Annotated in this window: 21 protein-coding genes; 19 read left to right on the plus strand and 2 right to left on the minus strand. The window is 43.5% G+C overall.

What is annotated here, in order from left to right; all coding sequences use genetic code 11:
• Nucleotides 1-311 precede the first annotated feature (311 nt).
• The 10 genes from miaA to AR337_RS01360 all read left to right on the plus strand — a co-directional run bounded on the left by miaA (nucleotide 312) and on the right by AR337_RS01360 (nucleotide 10,851).
• Nucleotides 312-1,268: a tRNA (adenosine(37)-N6)-dimethylallyltransferase MiaA gene (gene miaA / locus AR337_RS01310; protein WP_059170202.1), complete on the plus strand. Its 957-nt coding sequence runs from the start codon at nucleotides 312-314 to the stop codon at nucleotides 1,266-1,268.
• Between the two features lie 26 nt (nucleotides 1,269-1,294).
• Nucleotides 1,295-1,525 (plus strand): RNA chaperone Hfq, encoded by a 231-nt coding sequence (hfq, locus tag AR337_RS01315; protein WP_059170203.1) that lies wholly within the window; start codon nucleotides 1,295-1,297, stop codon nucleotides 1,523-1,525.
• A gap of 262 nt (nucleotides 1,526-1,787) precedes the next feature.
• The gene (gene spoVK, locus AR337_RS01320) at nucleotides 1,788-2,735 is read left to right on the plus strand and encodes a stage V sporulation protein K (RefSeq protein ID WP_059170204.1); all 948 of its coding nucleotides are present in this window, start codon (nucleotides 1,788-1,790) and stop codon (nucleotides 2,733-2,735) included.
• 157 nt (nucleotides 2,736-2,892) lie between these two features.
• Nucleotides 2,893-3,126, plus strand: coding sequence for a glutaredoxin family protein (locus AR337_RS01325; RefSeq protein WP_082686791.1), 234 nt, complete (start codon nucleotides 2,893-2,895; stop codon nucleotides 3,124-3,126).
• Nucleotides 3,127-3,341: 215 nt separating this feature from the next.
• Nucleotides 3,342-4,601, plus strand: coding sequence for a GTPase HflX (hflX, locus tag AR337_RS01330; RefSeq protein ID WP_059170206.1), 1,260 nt, complete (start codon nucleotides 3,342-3,344; stop codon nucleotides 4,599-4,601).
• Between the two features lie 14 nt (nucleotides 4,602-4,615).
• Complete coding sequence (locus tag AR337_RS01335; RefSeq protein WP_059170207.1) at nucleotides 4,616-5,878, plus strand: methionine gamma-lyase family protein; 1,263 nt, start codon at nucleotides 4,616-4,618, stop codon at nucleotides 5,876-5,878.
• A 912-nt stretch (nucleotides 5,879-6,790) separates the two neighbouring features.
• On the plus strand, nucleotides 6,791-7,318 hold the full coding sequence (locus tag AR337_RS01345; RefSeq protein ID WP_059170209.1) for a hypothetical protein: 528 nt from the start codon (nucleotides 6,791-6,793) through the stop codon (nucleotides 7,316-7,318).
• Between the two features lie 489 nt (nucleotides 7,319-7,807).
• Nucleotides 7,808-8,209, plus strand: a complete 402-nt coding sequence (locus AR337_RS01350; RefSeq protein ID WP_059170210.1) for a MerR family transcriptional regulator — start codon at nucleotides 7,808-7,810, stop codon at nucleotides 8,207-8,209.
• A gap of 30 nt (nucleotides 8,210-8,239) precedes the next feature.
• Nucleotides 8,240-9,574, plus strand: coding sequence for a type I glutamate--ammonia ligase (glnA, locus tag AR337_RS01355; protein WP_059170211.1), 1,335 nt, complete (start codon nucleotides 8,240-8,242; stop codon nucleotides 9,572-9,574).
• 1,058 nt (nucleotides 9,575-10,632) lie between these two features.
• On the plus strand, nucleotides 10,633-10,851 hold the full coding sequence (locus AR337_RS01360) for a hypothetical protein (RefSeq protein ID WP_253701479.1): 219 nt from the start codon (nucleotides 10,633-10,635) through the stop codon (nucleotides 10,849-10,851).
• 49 nt (nucleotides 10,852-10,900) lie between these two features.
• On the opposite strand, the gene lexA is transcribed toward AR337_RS01360, so the two are convergent.
• Complete coding sequence (gene lexA, locus AR337_RS01365; protein ID WP_059170213.1) at nucleotides 10,901-11,521, minus strand: transcriptional repressor LexA; 621 nt, start codon at nucleotides 11,519-11,521, stop codon at nucleotides 10,901-10,903.
• 155 nt (nucleotides 11,522-11,676) lie between these two features.
• Between lexA and AR337_RS01370 the strand changes: the two genes are divergently transcribed.
• The 9 genes from AR337_RS01370 to AR337_RS01410 all read left to right on the plus strand — a co-directional run bounded on the left by AR337_RS01370 (nucleotide 11,677) and on the right by AR337_RS01410 (nucleotide 21,515).
• A complete protein-coding gene (locus AR337_RS01370; protein ID WP_059170214.1) occupies nucleotides 11,677-12,006 on the plus strand; it encodes a LysM peptidoglycan-binding domain-containing protein in 330 nt (109 codons plus the stop codon).
• Complete coding sequence (locus AR337_RS01375) at nucleotides 11,999-12,679, plus strand: recombinase family protein (RefSeq protein WP_059170215.1); 681 nt, start codon at nucleotides 11,999-12,001, stop codon at nucleotides 12,677-12,679. The genes AR337_RS01370 and AR337_RS01375 overlap by 8 nt, the downstream gene beginning before the upstream one ends.
• Nucleotides 12,680-12,734: 55 nt before the next feature.
• The gene (locus AR337_RS01380) at nucleotides 12,735-12,968 is read left to right on the plus strand and encodes a DUF896 domain-containing protein (protein ID WP_059170216.1); all 234 of its coding nucleotides are present in this window, start codon (nucleotides 12,735-12,737) and stop codon (nucleotides 12,966-12,968) included.
• Nucleotides 12,969-13,156: 188 nt separating this feature from the next.
• Nucleotides 13,157-15,163 carry a transketolase gene (gene tkt / locus AR337_RS01385; protein ID WP_059170217.1) on the plus strand — a complete coding sequence of 669 codons (2,007 nt, stop codon included), beginning with the start codon at nucleotides 13,157-13,159 and terminating at the stop codon, nucleotides 15,161-15,163.
• Nucleotides 15,164-15,491: 328 nt separating this feature from the next.
• Nucleotides 15,492-15,932 carry a sporulation inhibitor of replication protein SirA gene (sirA, locus tag AR337_RS01390; protein ID WP_059170218.1) on the plus strand — a complete coding sequence of 147 codons (441 nt, stop codon included), beginning with the start codon at nucleotides 15,492-15,494 and terminating at the stop codon, nucleotides 15,930-15,932.
• 75 nt (nucleotides 15,933-16,007) lie between these two features.
• Nucleotides 16,008-16,226: a YneF family protein gene (locus tag AR337_RS01395; protein WP_059170219.1), complete on the plus strand. Its 219-nt coding sequence runs from the start codon at nucleotides 16,008-16,010 to the stop codon at nucleotides 16,224-16,226.
• Nucleotides 16,227-16,931: 705 nt separating this feature from the next.
• On the plus strand, nucleotides 16,932-17,354 hold the full coding sequence (locus AR337_RS01400; protein WP_059170220.1) for a PBECR2 nuclease fold domain-containing protein: 423 nt from the start codon (nucleotides 16,932-16,934) through the stop codon (nucleotides 17,352-17,354).
• 614 nt (nucleotides 17,355-17,968) lie between these two features.
• Nucleotides 17,969-19,720: an ABC transporter transmembrane domain-containing protein gene (locus AR337_RS01405; RefSeq protein ID WP_059170221.1), complete on the plus strand. Its 1,752-nt coding sequence runs from the start codon at nucleotides 17,969-17,971 to the stop codon at nucleotides 19,718-19,720.
• Nucleotides 19,707-21,515 (plus strand): ABC transporter ATP-binding protein, encoded by a 1,809-nt coding sequence (locus AR337_RS01410; protein WP_059170222.1) that lies wholly within the window; start codon nucleotides 19,707-19,709, stop codon nucleotides 21,513-21,515. The genes AR337_RS01405 and AR337_RS01410 overlap by 14 nt, the downstream gene beginning before the upstream one ends.
• 60 nt (nucleotides 21,516-21,575) lie before the next feature.
• On the opposite strand, the gene AR337_RS01415 is transcribed toward AR337_RS01410, so the two are convergent.
• Nucleotides 21,576-21,779, minus strand: a complete 204-nt coding sequence (locus AR337_RS01415; RefSeq protein ID WP_172797485.1) for an aspartyl-phosphate phosphatase Spo0E family protein — start codon at nucleotides 21,777-21,779, stop codon at nucleotides 21,576-21,578.
• Between the last annotated feature and the right edge of the window lie 54 nt (nucleotides 21,780-21,833).

Consider the following 21,833-nt stretch of genomic DNA (forward strand, 5'->3'; position numbering starts at 1 on the left):
ATTCAAATATTTCAGGCAATCTGGTGGTCAACCCCGAAAAATAACATAATCAGCGGGAGTATAGTAAACAACTCCCTTACAAGATAGACTTCTATTAGCCTACCATTGCTATGGGGGTTGACGGGTGAATGTAATTAATTCGTTATCGAATTGTAAAGAAACATGTAAAATTATGAAAAGCTGGCAATAGAATTAGAATAAAGCGGTTAAAGAAAGTCGATACTTGAACGGTATTTAGCTTCGTTTTTGGTGAAGCGGCTGCCATTGTGTATAATAAGGGCAACCAGTATGAGAGGGCAGAGTGAAGCATTTTGGAAAGTTTGCAGAAACTAGTGGTCATTGTTGGGCCGACAGCAGTAGGAAAAACAAAGCTTGGCGTTGAAATGGCCAAACATTACAATGGCGAGGTGATCAGCGGTGATTCCATGCAAATATACCGGGGGATGGATATTGGAACCGCTAAAGTGACCGAAGCTGAAACAGAAGGCATTCCCCACCATCTCATTGATATTAAAGATCCCGAAGAAAGTTTTTCGGTTGCCGAATTTAAAACAATCGTCAGGGAGAAAATTGCCGAGATAGCTTCCAGGGGAAAGCTGCCGATCGTTGTCGGCGGGACAGGGCTATACATCCAGTCGGTTCTGTATGACTATCAATTTTCCGAAGCGCCAGCCGATGAAGCATTCCGCGCAATGCTGGAGGAAAAAGCAAACGAAGAGGGAAATGAAGCTGTCCACAGGGAATTGGCGGCACTTGACCCGGCTGCGGCGGAACAGCTGCATCCGAACAATGTCAGAAGAGTCATCAGGGCGATTGAAATCATCAAGTCAACCGGAATGTCCCTGGCCGAAAACCAGAAATCAAGCCAGCCGGAACTCCTTTATAAAGCTGCGATCATTGGCCTGACAATGGACCGTGATAAACTTTATCAGCGGATAAACCGCCGGGTCGACATAATGGTCGAACAAGGTCTTATTGAAGAGGTTGAGGAGCTTTACAAACAGGGGTTGCGTGATTGCCAATCCATTCAGGCAATCGGCTATAAAGAGCTTTATAGCTACTTTGAAGGGAACAAAACCCTCGAAGAGTCAGTTGACTTGCTGAAACAAAATTCAAGAAGGTATGCTAAGAGGCAGCTTACATGGTTTCGAAACAAGATGGACGTGGAATGGTATGATATGTCCAACACAGAAGCTTTTCAGAAAATAATTACTGAAATTTTCAAGCATGTGGAAGGAAAGCTTAAACTTAAATCGAATACATATTAGGTAGAGATAATAGAGGAGGATTTAAAATGAAAACAGTCATCAATATTCAGGATCAATTTTTGAACCAGCTTCGTAAGGACAATACGAATGTCACCGTATTCCTTTTGAATGGATTCCAGCTCCGAGGGCAAATCAAAGGATTTGATAATTTTACAGTATTGTTCGAATCCGAAGGGAAACAGCAGCTTGTCTACAAGCATGCGATCTCCACGTTTGCACCAGCCCGAAATGTCCAGCTTGACCTTGGAGAACAATAATCATTCCGATTTTAATAATATGTTTAAAATAGGCCCTGATGAAGGGCCTTTTTTCATTGATGGAAAATCGGATGCCCGCTGGTAAGTGCGTTCGTAGCAATGAAACCCTTATTTGCGGGAAATTTGCGGGTGAGGCGGACCTTCAATTTTTTAAAAAGAAATTTTTTCTACGTGGGCGAATAGGATAGTAAGAAGGCGAAGTGTTTTACGCCGGTACTGCGCGAGTGATCCGTATTTTGTTTCAAATTGAGAGGTGAACGTTTTGGACCAGCCCATGCGCATGAAAGGCAATGGCCAGATTAGTATTGTCCTGAATACAGAGAAACGAAAGCCTGTAATGCCAGGGGAGCTAGAATCCTCTCTGCCCAGGGTGGTACAGAAGCAAGAGCATGCGGCATTGAAGGAAATTGAGGAAGAACTCGGCTCTCTTGTTGGAATGGAGGAAATGAAAAAAACGATAAAAGAAATCTATGCCTGGATATATATCAATAAAAAAAGGGAAGAGGCCGGATTGAAAGCGAAGAAACAGGCGCTCCATATGATGTTTAAGGGCAATCCGGGAACGGGGAAAACAACGGTTGCGAGGCTGATTGGCAAGCTTTTTTTAAAAATGAACGTCTTGTCGAAGGGCCATCTTATCGAGGCGGAGCGGGCGGATTTAGTAGGGGAATACATTGGCCATACCGCTCAAAAAACCCGTGATCTGGTCAAAAAGGCGATGGGCGGAATCTTGTTCATTGATGAAGCCTATTCACTCGGAAGAGGCGGGGAAAAGGATTTTGGCAAAGAAGCCATTGATACGCTGGTAAAGCATATGGAAGATAAACAGCATGAATTCATCCTGATCCTTGCGGGCTATTCCCGGGAAATGGAATACTTCCTTTCGCTGAACCCAGGCCTCCATTCCCGGTTCCCGCTAGTGATCGATTTTCCCGATTATAAAATTGACCAGCTGATGGATATTGCCGGGAGGATGGTGAAGGAACGGGAATATACCCTCAGCCATGAGGCGGAAAAGAAACTGAAGGACCACCTTATTTGGATCAAATCGATTTTGTCGCCTAACAGTTTTTCCAATGGCCGCTATATTCGGAACATCATTGAAAAGTCAATCCGAACCCAGGCAATGAGGCTTCTTATGCAAAACAGTTTTGACCGGCATGATTTGATGACGATCCGCAGCAATGACCTCGTTCTAGAAGAGACCTAAAGGCCCTTTGGGGTCTTCTTTTTTGATTAAAAACGATTAAAAAGGGAATGACAATACTGTATCATCCTTTTCATGGGCATGGCTTCAAGCTAAAGGTTTGACAGTGGAGAAGGAGTTTGGTTAAGTTGGTATCAAAACTAACTAGGAGGCTTTTTTAATGAACGAAATTATTGTTTACACAACGAATACTTGACCATACTGCACAATGATGAAAAACTTCCTTGAGGCTCAAGGATTGAACTACAGTGAAGTAAACGTCCAGCACGACCGCGAGGCTGCTGAAAAGCTTGTGAATGAAACCGGCCAGATGGGTGTTCCGCAAACAAAGGTGAACGGCAACTGGGTGCTAGGGTTTGACCCAGAAACACTTATGCAATACGTTAAAGAGTAAAAAAAGAGGCCTCGGCCTCTTTTTTCGTTGGAGCTTAAAATAGTGTGTTGGTTGTGACTCAAAATCGGATGAGTGACAACGTTTGGCCAAAATCCGGAAAGGAAGTCACTTAAACCCGGATGAGCGACTATGTCCGGCATAGTACCGGTGAAATTAGAGAATTGGCTGAAGTTTTGGTATGATGGGAAAAAGATACTATGAAGGAAGTGTGCCACATGGAATTAAAAACGGATAAAGAAAAAGCAATCCTTGTCGGCTGCCAGACCACGAAAGACGATGACCTTCGCTTTCAATATTCCATGGAGGAGCTTGTTTCCCTTACTGAGACAGCAAAGGGGGAAGTGTTGATTTCTGTTGTCCAAAAACGCGAGCGTATCCACCCCGCTACCTATATAGGAAAAGGGAAGGTGGAAGAGCTGAAGGCGCTTGTCGAGCAGTTTGAGGCCGATATTGTTATCTTCAATGACGAATTGTCTCCGAGCCAAAAACGGAACCTTGGATCGGAGCTTGATGCCAGAATCATAGACAGGACTCAATTGATCCTTGATATTTTCGCACAGCGCGCACGTTCAAAAGAAGGGAAGCTGCAAGTTGAGCTAGCCCAGCTTCAATACATATTGCCGCGTCTTGCCGGCCAGGGTACAGAGCTTTCCCGCCTCGGAGGAGGAATCGGGACGAGGGGGCCAGGGGAAACAAAGCTTGAGTCCGACCGAAGGCATATTAGAAGGAGAATCGATGAAATCAAGCAGCAGCTTGCTGTCATCGTTCAGCACAGGGATCGTTACAGGGAGCGGCGAAAGAAAAACAAAGCGTTCCAAATCGCGATTGCCGGCTATACGAATGCCGGAAAATCAACGCTGTTCAACAGGCTGTCCGAAGCGGATTCCTATGAAGAAAACCAGTTGTTTGCGACCTTGGATCCAATGACGAGGAAACTTATTTTGCCAAGTGGATTCGTTTGCCTCATTACCGATACGGTTGGATTCATTCAGGATTTGCCAACATCCCTAATCGCCGCATTTCGTTCCACCCTTGAGGAAGTGAGGGAAGCGGACTTGATTCTCCATGTTGTGGATATGTCGAACCCCGATTATTTCCATCATGAGAAAACAGTCAACAGGCTCTTAGATGAACTTGAAGTCAAGGACATCCCGCAGTTGACAGTGTACAACAAGCGCGACATCCAACATCCGCATTTTGTCCCAACGGCTGATACGCCAACAGCCTTCATTTCGGCTTTTGATAAAGAGGACAGGGATGCACTGAAAAAGAAAATTGAAGAGACAGCCATCGCGATGATGGAGCCCTATAGTGTCATCATTCCCGCGAATGAAGGGAAGCTTTTGTCCCAGCTGAAGAACGAAACGATTTTAAGGGAGCTGTCCTTCAGGGAAAATGATCAAGTATACAGCTGCAAGGGCTTTACCCTCATGGACCATCAGGTTGCCGGTCAACTGCAAAAATTCACAGTATAGAATGGAGAAGCAACATGTTTAAGCATTTGAAGCAAGGTGAACGTCTGAAGCAGGCGGCGCAGGAGGTGGAAGAACAGGTTGCCCATGTACATAGGGCGATAGACGAAATAATTGAAGCAAATCAATTTAGGGTTCTTCAAAGCTTTCAAACCCATAGAGTGAGCGATTCGCATTTCACCCCAAGCACCGGGTATGGATATGACGATACGGGCAGGGATGTCCTCGCTAGTATTTATGCCGATGTATTCGGTGCAGAAGCGGGGCTCGTCCGGCCGCAAATCATCTCGGGGACACATGCGATCTCCATTGCCCTTTTCGGCATCCTAAGGCCAGGGGATGAACTGCTTTACATAACTGGAAAACCTTACGACACGCTCGAGGAAATTGTCGGCATTCGCGGGACTGGGAACGGATCCTTAAAAGAATTCGGGATTTCCTATGACAGTGTTTCCCTGACGGAAGAAGGGGGAATCGACTGGGACGCAGCAGCGGCAGCCATTAAGCCCAATACGAAAATGATTGGGATCCAGCGGTCCAAGGGCTATGCGACAAGACCATCCTTTACGATTGCCGAAATCGGGGAAATGGTCAGATTCGTAAAGGAAATCAAGCCAGATGTTGTCGTATTCGTGGATAACTGCTATGGCGAATTCGTGGAATTGGAGGAGCCCTGCCATGCAGGAGCAGACCTAATCGCGGGTTCGCTTATAAAGAATCCAGGAGGCGGCATAGCCAAAACGGGCGGGTACATTGTCGGGAAGCAGGAGTATGTTGACGCCTGTTCCTACCGGATGACATCCCCGGGAATTGGAGCGGAGGCGGGCGCATCCCTTTACAGCCTTCAGGAAATGTACCAAGGCTTTTTCTTGGCACCCCATGTGGTAGGCCAGTCACTTAAAGGGGCTGTTTTTACCGCAGCGATGCTAGAAAGGTTCGGAATGAAGTCTTTTCCTAAATGGGACGCACCAAGAACCGACCTAATTCAGGCGGTTGAATTCAATGACCGCCAGAAGATGGTTTCGTTCTGCCAGGCGATTCAATTTGCCTCGCCGGTTAATTCCTATGTCACGCCATATCCTGCCTATATGCCTGGATATGAAGACGATGTGATTATGGCGGCCGGGACATTTATACAGGGAGCGAGCATTGAGCTTACTGCCGATGGCCCATTACGGCCTCCGTTTGCTGCCTATGTACAGGGGGGTTTAACCTATTCCCATGTGAAAATGGCAATCTGTTTGGCACTTGATCGATTGATGGACGAAGGATTGGTATAGCAAAAAGGCACCGTTGTAGGTTAACGGGTTCCGTTTCCTATCGCAAACTTTCGAAAATGTATAGTAAAATGGCTATCAATTTGTATATCAATTTGATAGCCATTTTTCGTTTATCCGTCAATGTTTTGGCAATAATGATTAATGAATTTGTAGTACAATTTGTATACCAATTTGTAGGGGTACAATAGCAAGTGTACCCCTACAAATTACATTACATTTTCATAGGCATACAAAAACTAATGGTTAAATGGAGATGGTTGAAGTGAAAATAATACCAAAATAGCCAAATGCAGAGGATGTAACATATTTTTGACTAGGAGACTGGCTGTACACAAATTTTACGAGACAAGAGTTGCACCTGACGGAACCCATTACAAATTCTATAAATCAAATAAGATTGAACATCCGATTGCTATGTCAGACAGAGGACATCGTTACAATGATGTTATTACAGACACTTCCAAGTTAACAAATAAGCATTTAGAAAAACTTATTGTGAGAGCCAATGACAATGCAGTTAACCTTTTTGCAGGAAATAAGGCGTAGTTTATCCATTTTGGAACGCCCGATGGTGACTTCTAGAGGCGATGGTAAATCCTACATTTACAGTAACTTCAATCCGAAATATGCTCAGATGGCAATCACCATTTTAAGGACCTTTTATAACTTCTGCCAGCCCTTTACGGCTAATGGGGATGAACTTACTCATACTCAAAGAATGGGAATTGTTGAGAGAGCGTACACTTGGAGGGACATTATTTACAAACGTTAAAATTAGACGAAATGGATATTCCACAAGAGTTAAATTCATTAAGGTATTTTGAAGGTTTATTGGATATTTATGTTGAATTAAAAGAAAGCTATCAACGGACAGTTTAAAAGAGAAGGGTCCAAAATTATGGGGGGATATTTATGAAAAGAGTTATGATAATTGGTTCTTCTGGTTCAGGCAAAACTACGCTCGGTCTAAAAATATCAGAAAAATTATCCTTACCCCTAATTCATCTGGACTATCACTTTTGGAAAGCTAACTGGGAAGCACCATCTGATAAGGAATGGAGAAATAAACTAGAAAACCTTGTCAAAGAAGACAAGTGGATAATGGATGGTAACTTTACAAGCTCCTTAGACATTCGATTAAACAGAGCTGACACAATAGTTTTCGTAGATTTACCCAGGTTTACAAGAATGTACAGAGTGATTAAACGATGGTACCAAAGCAGGAAAATTAACCGCTCGGATTTACCTAAGGGGTGTAAAGAACAGATTGATATGAAACTTTTAAAATCAGTTTGGTACTTCGGTAAAAAGAAAAAGCCTGAAATTATTAAGCTTTTGGACCAACACAAAGTCGATAAAAACATTTTTATATTGAACAATTCCAGTGATATTAAGCAGTTCATTAATACGTTATATAGTAATTTGACTCCACTTAGGTAATTAAACCAACAAGGTTTTTCAATTAAACAACGCTATAATAATTAACAATAGCTTAGTTCCTTACGGAGCTGGGCTATTTTATTTTCCAAAATACAAAAAGCACCGCAAAATACGGTGCAAATTGAACTACATTTTTCTTTACATATTTAGCTGTAAATTCACGTTTTGCGATAGGAAACGGAACCGGTTAGTTGTAGATGCCTTTTCTTTTTGGTGTAAAACATAAATGGTGCCCATTTCACTCTTTCTATCTTTTACCATAAATAAAGAATAGAAAATAGGGAATATGCCTAAAGTGACAGGACATTGAAAAATGTAAGGTACATATTTCCGGTAGGTATTCCTTAAGATTCAGTTTTCCTTTTTAATACTATTTCTTGCTGTGAAAAAAATATAAAAAACTTATGTTAGAAAACCTAACATGATATTGACAGGTTTTTTAACATTGAATATAATTCAGTTTGTAAGTCACGATAAGGGGGAGAAAACATGGGTGGAAGCAAGATTCGCCGCTCCATGCCGCTGTTTCCAATGGGAATTGTGATGCAGCTGACTGATCTGACTGCAAGGCAAATCCGCTATTATGAAGAACATCAATTGATTTCCCCAGCAAGAACAGAGGGAAATAGGCGGATGTTTAGTTTAAATGATATAGACAGGCTGCTTGAAATCAAGGATTTGATTGACAAGGGAGTCAATATGGCCGGCATCAGGGAAATATTCCTCGTTGCCCAACCTGTCGGGCAGCAAGAGTCCGAAGAGCAGAAGAAACCGAAAAGGGAATTGACGGAAGTTGAACTAAGGAAATTGCTTCGCAGCGAATTGCTCCATGCCGGGCGGTTAAACCGTTCCACCTTAAGGCATGGCGATATGTCCCGCTTTTTCAATTAATCCGTTGCTATTTATAAAGGAGGAAACAACTTGGCTAGGTACACAAGAGATGACATCGAAAAAATGGCAAAACAGGAAAACGTTAAATTTGTCCGTCTGCAATTCACGGACATACTCGGGACAATCAAAAACGTGGAAATCCCCATTTCCCAGCTTGGGAAGGCACTTGATAATAAAATGATGTTCGATGGTTCTTCTATTGAAGGATTCGTCCGGATTGAAGAATCGGATATGTATCTTTTCCCGGATTTTGACACATGGGTCATCTTCCCGTGGACAGCCGAAAAAGGGAAAGTCGCACGCCTGATTTGCGATATTCATAATGCGGATGGGACGCCATTTGGCGGTGATCCCCGCAATAACCTGAAAAGGGTACTTAAAGAAATGGAAGATCTCGGTTTCACTACCTTCAACATCGGGCCGGAGCCGGAATTCTTCCTGTTCAAGCTTGACCAGAATGGCGAACCGACTCTTGAACTGAATGACAGCGGCGGCTATTTTGACCTTGCCCCGACCGATCTTGGCGAAAACTGCCGCCGGGATATCGTTCTTGAGCTTGAAGAAATGGGCTTTGAAATCGAAGCTTCCCACCATGAAACGGCTGCGGGCCAGCACGAAATCGATTTTAAATACGCGGATGCCATCACAGCATGCGACTATATCCAAACGTTCAAGCTCGTTGTAAAAACTATTGCCAGGAAGCATGGCTTGCATGCAACGTTCATGCCAAAGCCATTGTTCGGAGTGAGCGGTTCCGGCATGCACTGCAACCTGTCCCTGTTCAAAGGAAATGAGAACGTCTTTTATGAAAAAGGGAGCAAATTAGACCTAAGTGAAAATGCATTCCATTTTATCGCCGGCGTCCTGAAACACGCTACAAACTTCACCGCAGTCACAAACCCGACTGTCAACTCTTATAAGCGCCTGGTGCCTGGCTATGAAGCACCATGCTATGTTGCATGGTCCGCGAAAAACAGATCACCGCTTATCCGTATCCCTGCTTCACGCGGAATGAGCACGCGCGTTGAGGTGCGGAGCGTAGACCCTTCGGCCAATCCATATTTGGCAATAGCTGTCCTGTTGAAAGCAGGCCTGGAAGGAATCAAGAACAAGCTGACACCGCCACCGGCAGTTGACCGCAACATATACGTGATGACAAAGGAAGAGCGCCTCGAAGAAGGAATCGTAGACCTGCCAGCTACTCTTGCCCAGGCGCTTGATATGATGAAAACCGATGATGTCATCCTGTCCGCGCTTGGCGAGCATATCGTTGAGCACTTCTTGGAAGCGAAAGAGATTGAATGGGATATGTTTAGGACCCAAGTACATCCTTGGGAACGTGAACAGTATATGAGTATGTACTAAAATAATTTGGTTAAAAGTAGTCCGGCCCGGCAATAAAGGGTTCGGGTTAGAAAATACAAAAATAATTTCAACAAATTGAACTGTAATTGATTAGGTAAATCACTAAATGATTTGCAAAGAGAAACGCTCTGATCGAAATCAGAGCGTTTCTTTTTATTTTCTTATTCAATTGGCTATGTTAATTAAATGAATGAAAGCATCAAGTTTATAAAGTTCGGAAGGAGGGCAAAAAATTAATAAGGCAGAATTGTGACATTTGTTTATTACTTTCCAAACCACGTTGGTATATAATAGAGTGAACTTCCATCAGTTGGTTCATTGATGGGTAGGTTGAAACAATTGGACCCTTATAACAAGCTAACACTCCATCTTATTTTTTGAATCCCGAGGCTGCGGGCTTTTTGTCCGTTAAGCGCGGGGCAAAAGGAAAGCAAATGCAAACAGCCGCCAAGGGGGTGGGCGGCCATTTTAAGATATATACAGCATTTTTCAATGCGGTTTAGCGGGTTCAGCTGGCGCATAACTGTTGAGTAAATGCCAGCTGATCACAATGATGTGAATCTTGATGTGATGTCTTCTGGATGGCTGTACATGCTGTCTCTCCGATGCAAATGGTGTATCTCGATGTCTTATCTCAGTTGAGATCCTGATGTAATGAATTGTTTCTTTGCTGCTGTCTCTTAGTTGTCATCGATGCCGATGGTGTATCTTGTTCGCATATCTTAGTTGTTATCTTGCTGTAATGAACTGGTTCTTAGCTGTTGTTCTTAGGTGCATCATGCTGCGTGTTTTTGTCGATTCTGGATGCGTTTCCATTCATGGATGTGTGCATCTAGCTGTTGGCTCTGGCTGTATTCTGGCTGAATGATGCGATGTCGATACTCAGCAATTTCGTGTTGTGTTGTTAATGTGTGATTGCTGTTGTTGTTTCTCTGTATCTATAAAATAACAGATTCAACATTAAAAATGTGGGCATGTTGTTTATGTTCACAATACTGTAAAAAACTTTTGACAAACTTTTGACTAAGGGGATTTTAGGAGGGGTTAATTTGATCAGAATGGCGGTTGCAGGTGCGGCGGGATTCGTTCTCGTATTTATTGAATCCTATTTTGTCATGATAATAAAGGGGTTTAAGACGATAGAGTTTGGAGGAATCAGCCCGTTTGTCGGCGTATGGGCCATGAATTTCTTCCTCGTATTTTCCATACTTACGCACGTGAAGCTTTGGTATGACGAGAGGGAACAGGCAAGGGAAGATGCTCCTGCTAAACCATAAAACCGAATATAGGCAAAGAAAAAACAGGCTATCTGCAATAGCCTGTTTTTTAATGGATGCTTCTGTAGACGCCGATAACCTTCCCCAAAATGGAAACTTCCCTCAGGATGATTGGTTCCATTGCAGGATTTTCCGGCTGAAGGCGGAAATAGTCTTTTTCTTTATAAAATCGTTTACATGTAGCTTCGTCTTCTTCTGTCATGGCTACAACAATATCCCCGTTATTCGCGGTTTTTTGCTGCTTGACGATTACATAGTCCCCATCGAGGATACCTGCCTCAATCATACTTTCCCCCATAATTTCAAGCATGAATACCTGCTCGTCTGAGGGTACCATCCTTTCTGGAAGAGGGAAATACTCTTCAACGTTCTCGACAGCTGTTATGGGCTGGCCGGCAGTAACACGGCCGACAATAGGGACATTGACGACCCTGACTTTTGGAATGTATGATTCCTCAGTCTCCAATATTTCAATTGCCCTTGGCTTAGTAGGGTCACGCCTGATCATGCCTTTCAATTCCAGGCGTTCAAGGTGGCCATGTACTGTAGAACTGGAGGCAAGCCCAACTGCTTCCCCAATTTCACGGACGGACGGCGGGTAACCCTTTCTTTTTACTTCACTTTTAATGTAATCAAGGATCTCCTGTTGCCGTTTTGATATTTTAGCCATAAATGGATACACCTCGTTTATATTGTTACCTTATTATAGCATGAACTGGACAAGGATACAAACATAAGTTCGAGTTTTTGTGTTGACATCAAACAAATGTTCGTATTATAATAAAATCAATTAAACCGAACATACATTCTTAAGGGGTGCGTCCAGTGAAAAAGTTTTTGAAAAACAACTCATACGCAATTTTGCTTATTTTATTCAGTTGCCTGACCGCAGGGGCAGTATCGCTTTTCAATGAGCCAGCCACCGAAGATACATATATGACGATTACAATTAAAGAGGGAGACTCCCTTTGGGCAGTTGCCGGAGAACTTGCGGATCAACATTCGTTAGAGCGAGCCGAAATCATAAACTGGGTAAAGAAAAACAATGCGCTTGAAAGTGAAACCATTTTTCCTGGAGATAAGTTACTTGTACCGGTAAAAAAGCTTGCCATTGACGGCGGCCAGCAGCTTGCCAGTGCGGGAAGCGGTGAATAGAGTGGAGGGAAGCAGAGTCCGGGCAGCCATCTATTGCCGAGTCAGCACAGAAAAAGAAGCCCAGGAAACCTCCCTTGCCAGGCAGGAAGAGGAGCTGCTTGCCCTTGCAAAGCGGCATGAATTCGAAACTGCAGCCGTTTTTCGTGAGCAGGCAAGCGGCTATGACCTTGAACGGGAAGGCCTTCTTGAGCTCCTCTCGCTTATTAAGGAAGACGAAATCGATGCCGTCTTGATCCAGGATGAAACAAGAATCGGCCGGGGGAACGCGAAAATAGCCATTCTCCATCTTTTGTCCAAGAATGGAATTAAGCTTTATAGCGTGGCGCATGACGGCGAACTGCAGCTGTCGGAATCCGATTCGATGATTATCAAAATTGTCGCCATGGTTGAGGAATACCAAAGGAAGCTGCATAACATCAAAATAAAACGTGGAATGAAAAGAGCGGTTGAAAATGGTTACCGACCGCAAAGAAATCTAAAAAACATCAATGAAAGCCCAGGCCGGGAAAGAATAGAAATCCCGATAAATGAAATTATCCGGCTGAAGGGGAACGGACTTACATTTGCCGAAATCGCTGCAACACTCAGGGGATTTGGCTATGATGTCTCAAAGGCGACTGTCCATCGAAGATACAGGGAAGCAATGGATAAGGACAAGCCCTCTTCCTTGTAATCAGCGGTATTTTTATAGTATTATGCATGGTAGCCTAATCGAAAGAGGGAGTGCCATGCTATCAAAAGAAAAACTTGCCCGTATAAACGAATTGGCCAGGAAATCGAAGTCAGTCGGATTGACAGCTGACGAAGCAAAAGAACAAACCCTGTTAAGGAAGGAATATTTACAGGTTTTCCGTTCTTCCATGCTCGATACATTGACCAACACGACCATTATTGATCCGGAAGGGACCGACGTCACACCGGAGAAAATTAAAGCAAGAAAAAACAACAGGCATCTCCACTAAAACGGGGGGCCTGTTTTCTTTTTGCCTATACCAAAAAAACCCTGATTTATTCATGTTTTTAGGCTTTTTTACCGATAAAAAAATAATTTTTAATTGGTAGCGCATTCATATAGGTGATTTGTTGAATAATTCACAAGAGAGCTATAATATTAAGTAGGTAGGATTCTGAACACGAAAGGATGTAATATATGTTTGACAAAATTGATGCTTTGTCCGTAACCTCAATAAGGACGTTGTCAATCGATGCAATCGAGAAGGCTAACTCCGGGCATCCGGGAATGCCGATGGGCGCAGCTCCAATGGCTTATACGCTATGGACCCGGTTCATGAACCATAATCCACAAAATCCGAACTGGTTTAATCGTGACCGATTCGTGCTTTCCGCTGGCCACGGCTCAATGCTGTTATACAGCTTGCTTCACCTTTCTGGCTACAATGTAACTATGGATGATATTAAGCAATTCCGCCAATGGGGCTCCAAAACTCCTGGGCATCCTGAGTACGGCCACACTGAAGGCGTTGAAGCCACAACAGGTCCACTTGGACAAGGAATTGCGATGGCAGTGGGAATGGCCATGGCTGAACGCCATTTGGCAGCTACCTACAATAAAGATAATTACGAGCTCGTTAACCATTTTACATACAGCATTTGCGGTGACGGGGATTTGATGGAAGGTGTTTCAGCTGAGGCTGCTTCACTTGCAGGCCATTTAAAGCTTGGCAGGCTCGTAGTCCTCTATGATTCAAACGATATCTCACTTGATGGCGATCTTCATCAATCCTTCTCCGAAAGCGTAAAGGACCGATTCCTTTCCTACGGCTGGCAATACATCAGAGTAGAAGACGGTAACGACCTTATTGAGGTTGCTAAGGCGCTTGAAGAAGCAAGAAGCGATCTTGACCGCCCAACCATGATTGAGGTAAAAACAATCATCGGGTACGGCTCACCGAATCTTTCAGGAAAATCCGATGTCCATGGCGCTCCGCTTGGAATGGATGAACTGAAGCTAACAAAAGAAGCATATAAATGGACATTTGAAGAAGATTTCCATGTACCTGAAGAGGTTTATTCCCACTTCCGCAAGATGGTCGAAGAAAACGGCGCGAAAAAAGAAGCGGAATGGAACAGCCAGTTTGAGCAATACAAAAAAGACTATCCTGAACTAGGCAGCCAGCTGGATCAGGCGCTTAAAGGCGAGCTTCCTGAAGGCTGGGACAAAGACATTCCTGTTTACAGCGAAGGCAAGAGCCTAGCAAGCAGGGCTTCATCCGGCGAAGCGATCAATGCAATCGCCCAAAACCTGCCGACTTTCTTTGGCGGATCCGCCGACCTTGCAGGTTCAAATAAAACATCGATCAAGAATGCTGGTGATTTCCTGCCGAACTCCTACGAGGGACGCAACATTTGGTTTGGCGTAAGGGAATTCGCAATGGGTGCTGCCCTTAACGGTATGGCACTACATGGCGGATTAAAGGTGTTCGCTGGTACATTCTTCGTATTCTCCGACTACCTGCGCCCTGCTATCAGGCTTGCTGCACTTATGGGACTTCCGGTTACGTACGTCTTTACTCATGACAGCATTGCTGTTGGGGAAGATGGCCCGACCCACGAACCTGTCGAGCAGCTCGCAGCACTAAGGGCAATGCCGAACCTATCCGTTATCCGTCCGGCTGATGGAAACGAGACTTCGGCTGCTTGGAAATTGGCAATTGAATCAAGGGATATTCCGACAGCGCTTGTCCTTACAAGGCAAAACCTGCCGACCCTTAAAGGAACCGATAAAAATGCCTATGACGGAGTTTCAAAAGGTGCCTATGTGGTTTCCCCATCGTCTAAGGAAACTCCAGACGCCCTCATCCTCGCTTCAGGCTCAGAGGTTGGCCTTGCCGTTAAAGCACAGGAAGAGCTTGCGAAGGATGGAATTGAAGTATCGGTTGTGAGCATGCCTTCATGGGATCGTTTTGAAAAGCAATCGAAGGAATACAAAGAATCAGTTATTCCTAAATCTGTAAAAAAACGCCTTGGCATCGAAATGGGCACATCACTTGGCTGGCATCGCTACACAGGTGACCAAGGTGAAGTCCTTGCGATTGATACATTTGGCGCTTCCGCCCCTGGCGAAAAAGTTATGGAAGAGTATGGCTTTAGTGTTGGCAACGTTGTTTCCAAGGTAAAGGACCTTCTTCAAAACTAATCGAATGCAAAATCAAACCGAAGGCTGGGCGTAAATTGCCCAGCCTTTTTGATATCGCACAACGGTAATAAGATGTCCACAGATTGCACCAAAGACCTTGTTAATCTAGTGACAGGGAAAGCTTGAAATAGTATAATGAAAGACAAGGTAAAATTTTCAATAATCGGAATAAACGGACCGGAAACGGATCCGGAATGGCAAAAAAGTAAATGTAAAAAGGGGATACCGTCCAACCAGCCATGATATTTTTTTAAAAAATGATTAAGATTCGCGTTTCCTCCGTTACAGGGTAATAGGAGAATGGAATTAGAAGCAGGGAGAGAATGGAATGAGAAAGTACCAGCTCTATTTAATTGAAGACGAGTTTGCCTCCCATTACTTCGGAAGAGAGCGCATATTTTTTCATTTATTTAAAGAAAATAGAGAGGCTGCCGGTGAGCTTAAGCATATTACAGATAAGCAAATCAGCTTTATTACAAAGCCGCTGCCGGTTTTGCGGATTCATCAGCTTCTGCATAAGCAGTTGGAAAAGACGAATAGCCTTAAGGCGGAAAACGGCCGCTATATAATAGAACTCAACAATAGGACAAGCTGGGCAGCCCTAACGGTTAATGAAACCTTCATACTAATTGATGCCGATGGAGGCTATGAGGCGGAAACGGCATTTTTTGAAGTCCTTCGAAAATGTGAGTCTTCGTTCCTCGCCATTGACATGGAGAATGATAAATATGGATGGCTGAAACCAATTAAGGAAAGAAAATTTGTCTAAATGGCACGAACTATTGTATAATTACGCTTGGTAAATTACACTGTATTAGCAGGACAACACGAAGGAGGAAATAAAATGAGTACTGGTTATGTAGTCCTCATTGCTGTTCTGGCTCTAGTAGCTGGAATTGCAATCGGATTTTTTATAACACGCAAGTACATGATGGATTATCTTAAGAAAAATCCGCCAATTAACGAACAAATGCTGAAAGTCATGATGATGCAAATGGGCATGAAACCGTCCCAAAAGAAGATCAATCAGATGATGCAAGCAATGAATAAGCAAACCAAATAACAATTTGCTTGAAACCCTTATAAGACAAGGGTTCTACCGAGTTTTAGTAACCAATTTAGATGAGTTATATGGAAGCGGATTCGTGATTTAGTGAATCTTTCTCCGATTTTTTATCATTTTTGGTTAATCACTCTTCAATCCAAGCCTAAAGCCACTTTTACTGCGAAAGATTAAGCAGGAAAGGTGGCTTTTTATGTTGTTGGAACATTTAAGAGACTAATACTTGTTCAGGAATAAGACAATGATTCCGATGATGGCTGATTGTGGATCAAGGGCGATGTAAATTAGAGGGCTTAAATCAGTAAAATATCAGGGAAACAACAATCCTTATCAATGGGAAAAGAAATAAGGAAATAGTATCTTTATTAGTTCAGCATGAAAGAGAATATGGATTAAATTTCATAGATAAAGACACATATTATGAGGATAAGGTACAAAGATAGGATAATTTTTTCCGAACTTATTTAGGCACAGGCATTTCACATATCAGATTTTAAAACGTAAAAAAGAAGCGGCTAAAAGGGTTCTCCCTGGGTGACTCTCGCTAGGACCGAGCTGGCTCTTTAGTATAGCTGAAAATATAATCCACGATTTCAAAAAAAATGACGTAAAATGAACAAGAAATATGAATAAAATACCTAAAAAATTTGTTTTAATTTCTTCGCTTTTGTCGTATAACTAAGATAAGAGCGAGGTGAACAAAAAATGGAAACTCCAGAAGTGATAGTCTATGATTCCTTTAATATTGACGATTTAAGAGAGACACCTTATCTTATTGGAACTTTAACTAATGAAATTATTACCTTGCTGAATTTATCACTTAGTGAAAGACATATTTTGATATGGAAAGATAGAATCAAATATATTGAAAAACATAAAGAAGATTTTAGTAGCGATTTAGAATTTAAAAAACATATAGAAGCCATTCCATCAATTGTTCAAAACCCCGACTATGTTGGACTTCATCCAAAAGGGGATAGCTTACAATTTATTAAAAAAATTGATAAAACAATTCTTGTAGCAGTAAGGGTTAAAAATAAAGGCAAGTTAGCAGTTAGATCTGCTTACCCTATTGACGAGTTGAAATTAGAAAGTTATTTAAAATCCGGTACAGTAAAAAAATTCTAATCCAAATTCGAAAACCTTTACTTTTTATCATATTTTTGATATTCTCTAGTTAAGATATATAAGACAGATATTTAAGGACGGAACAGGCAGCCGTCACACCCATTGGGTCTTAAAAGAGATGCAGATTGCCACCTGCTAAATATCTGTCACGGCTCTAAAGGTCACTATATTAAGTTGTAGTGGCCTTTTTTATATTTCAAATTCCCTAATTTGTTATGAAACATAAATTGCAAATTACAATGCTTACCCATTTAAGTCAGGTTTATTACAATCTTTTTCTAATATAGTACTAAAAATGTTGGGTTGAAACCTTAAAAAGATTGACTGGTTCCCAGTATAAATAATGTGCTGCGAGCGGTGTACATGTTATAGGTATTTAGTGATGTTTTTTAAGAAAGGAACTCATCCTCTTTTTTTGCATAAAGGGCTTGGGTTCCTCTTTTATTTTTTTCCTTTAGCTCACAAAGTCTGAGAACTCAGGGTTCATAATTTCCAATCTTCCTTATTTTTTAAAAATTTGATAAAATAGTAATTCCGAGGATTGGGTAAAATGGGTATGGTTACCTTAATCCATGCTTGGTTCGGAAAAAAAGAGAGAAAGAGTGGGGGGAAAGATGAGAATATTTGCTGAGCTTAAGTGGTTTTTTTGGCAAGAACGAAAGGCATACATAACCGGAATTATTTTGCTTTTATTTGTAGCATTCCTTCAATTGATACCGCCAAAGGTCATCGGGATTGTCGCCGACCAAATCCAGGCAGGTTCCATGACGTCCGCTACGTTGATCAAATGGGCGCTCGTGCTGTTGGGTTCGGGGCTTGCGATGTATATTCTCCGTTATTTCTGGAGGATAATGATTTTCGGATCGGCGGTCAAGCTGACAAGGAATTTAAGGAACAATCTTTACGAGCACTTCACCAACATGTCACCTTCTTTTTATCAGAACAGGAGGGTTGGCGACTTGATGGCGCATGCGACAAATGACCTTTCCGCCATCCAGCAGACGGCCGGCGCTGGAGTATTGACGTTAGTCGATTCACTTGCGACAGGTGGATTCGTCATCATGGCGATGGCATTTACAATCAGCTGGAAATTGACATTGATTGCGCTCATCCCGATGCCGTTCATGGCGATGCTGACGAGCTGGTTTGGGAAGATGCTCCACCGTTCCTTCCATAAGGCGCAGGAAGCCTTTTCGTCCTTGAACGACAAAACCCAGGAAAGCATTACGGGTATTAAAGTAATCAAAACATTCGGCCAGGAAGACGAGGATATCGAGGATTTCAGGAATCAGTCCGAGGATGTCGTCCAGAAAAACATGGTGGTTGCAAAGATTGACTCCCTTTATGATCCTACCATTTCAATCATTGCCGGCATTTCCTTTTTCCTATCAATTGGTTTTGGTGCGAGGGAAGTCCTTAATGATAACCTGACGATTGGCCAGCTGATTTCTTTCACAACTTATTTGGGCCTCCTGATTTGGCCGATGCTTGCCTTTGGCTGGCTGTTCAATATTGTTGAGCGCGGACGGGCTTCTTATGACCGTGTTTCTCTCCTTTTGCGCCAGCAAGTTGATATTCAGGAAAAAGAAAATGCCATCGACGAGGTGCCAGTTGGCAGCATTGATTATGCGATCGACAAATTTACTTTTCCAAATGAAAATTCGTCATTGCTAAAGAACATCAATTTTACAATCAGGAAAGGCGAAACGCTCGGTATCGTCGGGAAAACAGGTGCTGGGAAAACAACCCTGCTTAAGCTTCTTATCAGGGAGTATGATGTTGAAAACGGAGAAATCCAGTTTGGCGGCCACAATATTGCCGACTACAAGCTTGAAAAACTAAGGCAGGCAATCGGCTATGTACCGCAGGACCATTTCCTGTTCTCGGCAACCGTTGGTGAAAATATCGCGTTTGCCAAGGCAGATGCGACTGAGAATGAAATTATCGGGGCTGCCAAGCTTGCGAATATTCATTCCGATATACTTGGATTCACGGATGGCTATGAGACAGTCGTCGGCGAGCGCGGCGTTTCACTCTCAGGCGGGCAAAAGCAGCGGATTTCGATTGCTAGGGCGCTGCTTATGAATCCGGAGGTCCTCATTCTAGACGATTCCCTTTCAGCGGTTGATGCGAAAACGGAAGAGGCGATTCTCTCCGCCCTAAAGCAGGAACGGGAAGGGAAGACTACCATTATCACTTCGCATAGGCTAAGCGCCATCCAGCACGCGAGTCTCATCCTTGTCATCGAGGAAGGCAGGATTTCGGAGCGGGGCACGCACGAAGAACTGATGGACCGAGGCGGTTGGTACAGAGAAATGTACTTGCGCCAGCAGCTTGAAGAGCTTGTTGAGCATGGGGGGCATTAAGGTGGAAACAAATCTGACAGAGAAGGAGCAACGGAAAGTTCTGTTCCGGCTCCTGGCCTATACAAAACCGCATAAAAAGTTGATCATCGTGGCCTTCACTCTCCTCCTGCTGACAACGCTTGGGGACATCGCGGGCCCGTATCTAGTAAAAATATTCATCGATGACTACCTGACTCCAGGAAATATCCAATTCAAGCCGATGATTGTCCTAGGATCAATTTATATGGGCATCCAGGTGGTTAAAGTGTTCCTGCTTTTCTTCCAGCTAGTGAAGTTCCAGGAAATCGCCTTAAAAATCATTCAGCAGCTTAGGATTGAAGTGTTTTCAAAGGTCCAGTCCCTCGGGATGAGGTACTTCGACAAAACGCCTGCAGGAAGCATTGTTTCCAGGGTGACAAATGATACCGAAGCGATTAAGGATATGTTTGTAACAGTCCTGGCAACGTTTATTCAGAGTGGAGTTTTCCTTTTCGGGATATACGTGGCAATGTTCTTCCTGAATGTGAAGCTCGCATTGTTTTGTACAGTCCTGCTGCCAGTCATCCTGGCTGTAATGAGCATGTACCGGAAATTCAGCGCCCGCTTTTATATGGATATGCGCGAGCGGCTGAGCCAGTTGAACGCTAAACTCGCCGAATCGCTCGGGGGTATGCAAATCATCCAGGTGTTCAGGCAGGAAAAAAGGCTTCGTAAGGAATTTGGCGATATTAACGATAAGCATTTTCAGGCCGGAATGAAGAATATCAAGCTTGACGGACTTCTTTTAAGGCCTGCCATCGATCTGATTTACATCATGGCTCTAATCCTTGTGTTGAGCTATTTCGGCATCGCTTCAATGGAGGTGTCGGTCGAAATCGGAGTTCTGTATGCGTTCATCAGCTACCTTGACCGCTTTTTCGAACCCGTCAACCAAATGATGATGAGGCTTTCCCTTTACCAGCAGGCGATAGTGGCTGGTTCGAGGGTATTTAAGCTCCTTGATGAAAGCGAGCATGCGCCTGCCCAGGAAAGCACTCCAGGGCTCGAGATACAGGATGGGAAAATTGAAATCCGCAACCTGAGCTTCTCCTATGACGGGAAAACGGATGTCCTTAAAAACATTTCTTTCACGGCTAACCCAGGGGAAACGGTTGCACTCGTCGGCCATACAGGCAGCGGCAAAAGTTCAATCATCAATCTTCTTATGCGTTTTTATGAGTATGAGAGGGGAGATATCCTAATCGACGGGAAGTCTACCCGCGATTATTCAAAGGATGAATTGCGCAGGAAAATGGGACTCGTCCTCCAGGATCCATTCCTGTTTTACGGGACCGTAAAAGACAACATACGGCTCCACAACCAAGAAATGCCGGAAGAGAAGATCATCCAGGCGGCGAGGTTCGTCCAGGCGAATACGTTCATCGAAAAGCTTGATGATAAATATGATCACAAGGTTGTCGAACGCGGGTCGGCTTTCTCAAGCGGCCAGCGGCAATTGATCGCTTTTGCAAGGACGATTGCAACCGATCCGAAAATACTCGTTCTTGACGAAGCAACCGCCAATATCGATACGGAAACGGAAGAAGCAATCCAAACCGCACTCGAAAAGATGAGGGAAGGGCGGACAACGATTGCCATTGCGCACAGGCTTTCCACCATCCAGGATGCCGACCTCATCCTCGTCTTGCACCAGGGTGAAATCGTTGAACGCGGCACCCACCAGGAATTGCTTGCACAGAAGGGCTTGTACCACAAAATGTACCTTCTGCAGAATGGATTGGTTGAGCGGATGGAGGATGCGGTCAGGCAAGGTTAATAGAAGTAATAATATTATTGTGATAAAATGAAACAGCCTGGCTTTTTAGCCAGGCTGTCCTTATGAGTGTGCATGAACTTTCTTGATGTAGGTTTTGTTGTATTGGTTTAAAAGATGGTCCAATTCCTGGCTGTGCCGGATCGCAATCGAGGAAGTCAAGCCGTTGTTAGTAGCGACTTGAATTAATTCCGCCCTCTTTTTCTCGATCAGGGAGAGCAAGTCCTGTTTCAACACGGCTGTAATTCCTTTCTGGAGTTTCTCCATTTATGTAGTCTATGACAGACAAAATCTAACAATTTATGATTCTCGACTAGTATA

Source organism: Bacillus sp. FJAT-27445 (genome assembly GCF_001510665.1).
GTDB lineage: Bacteria > Bacillota > Bacilli > Bacillales > Cytobacillaceae > Bacillus_D.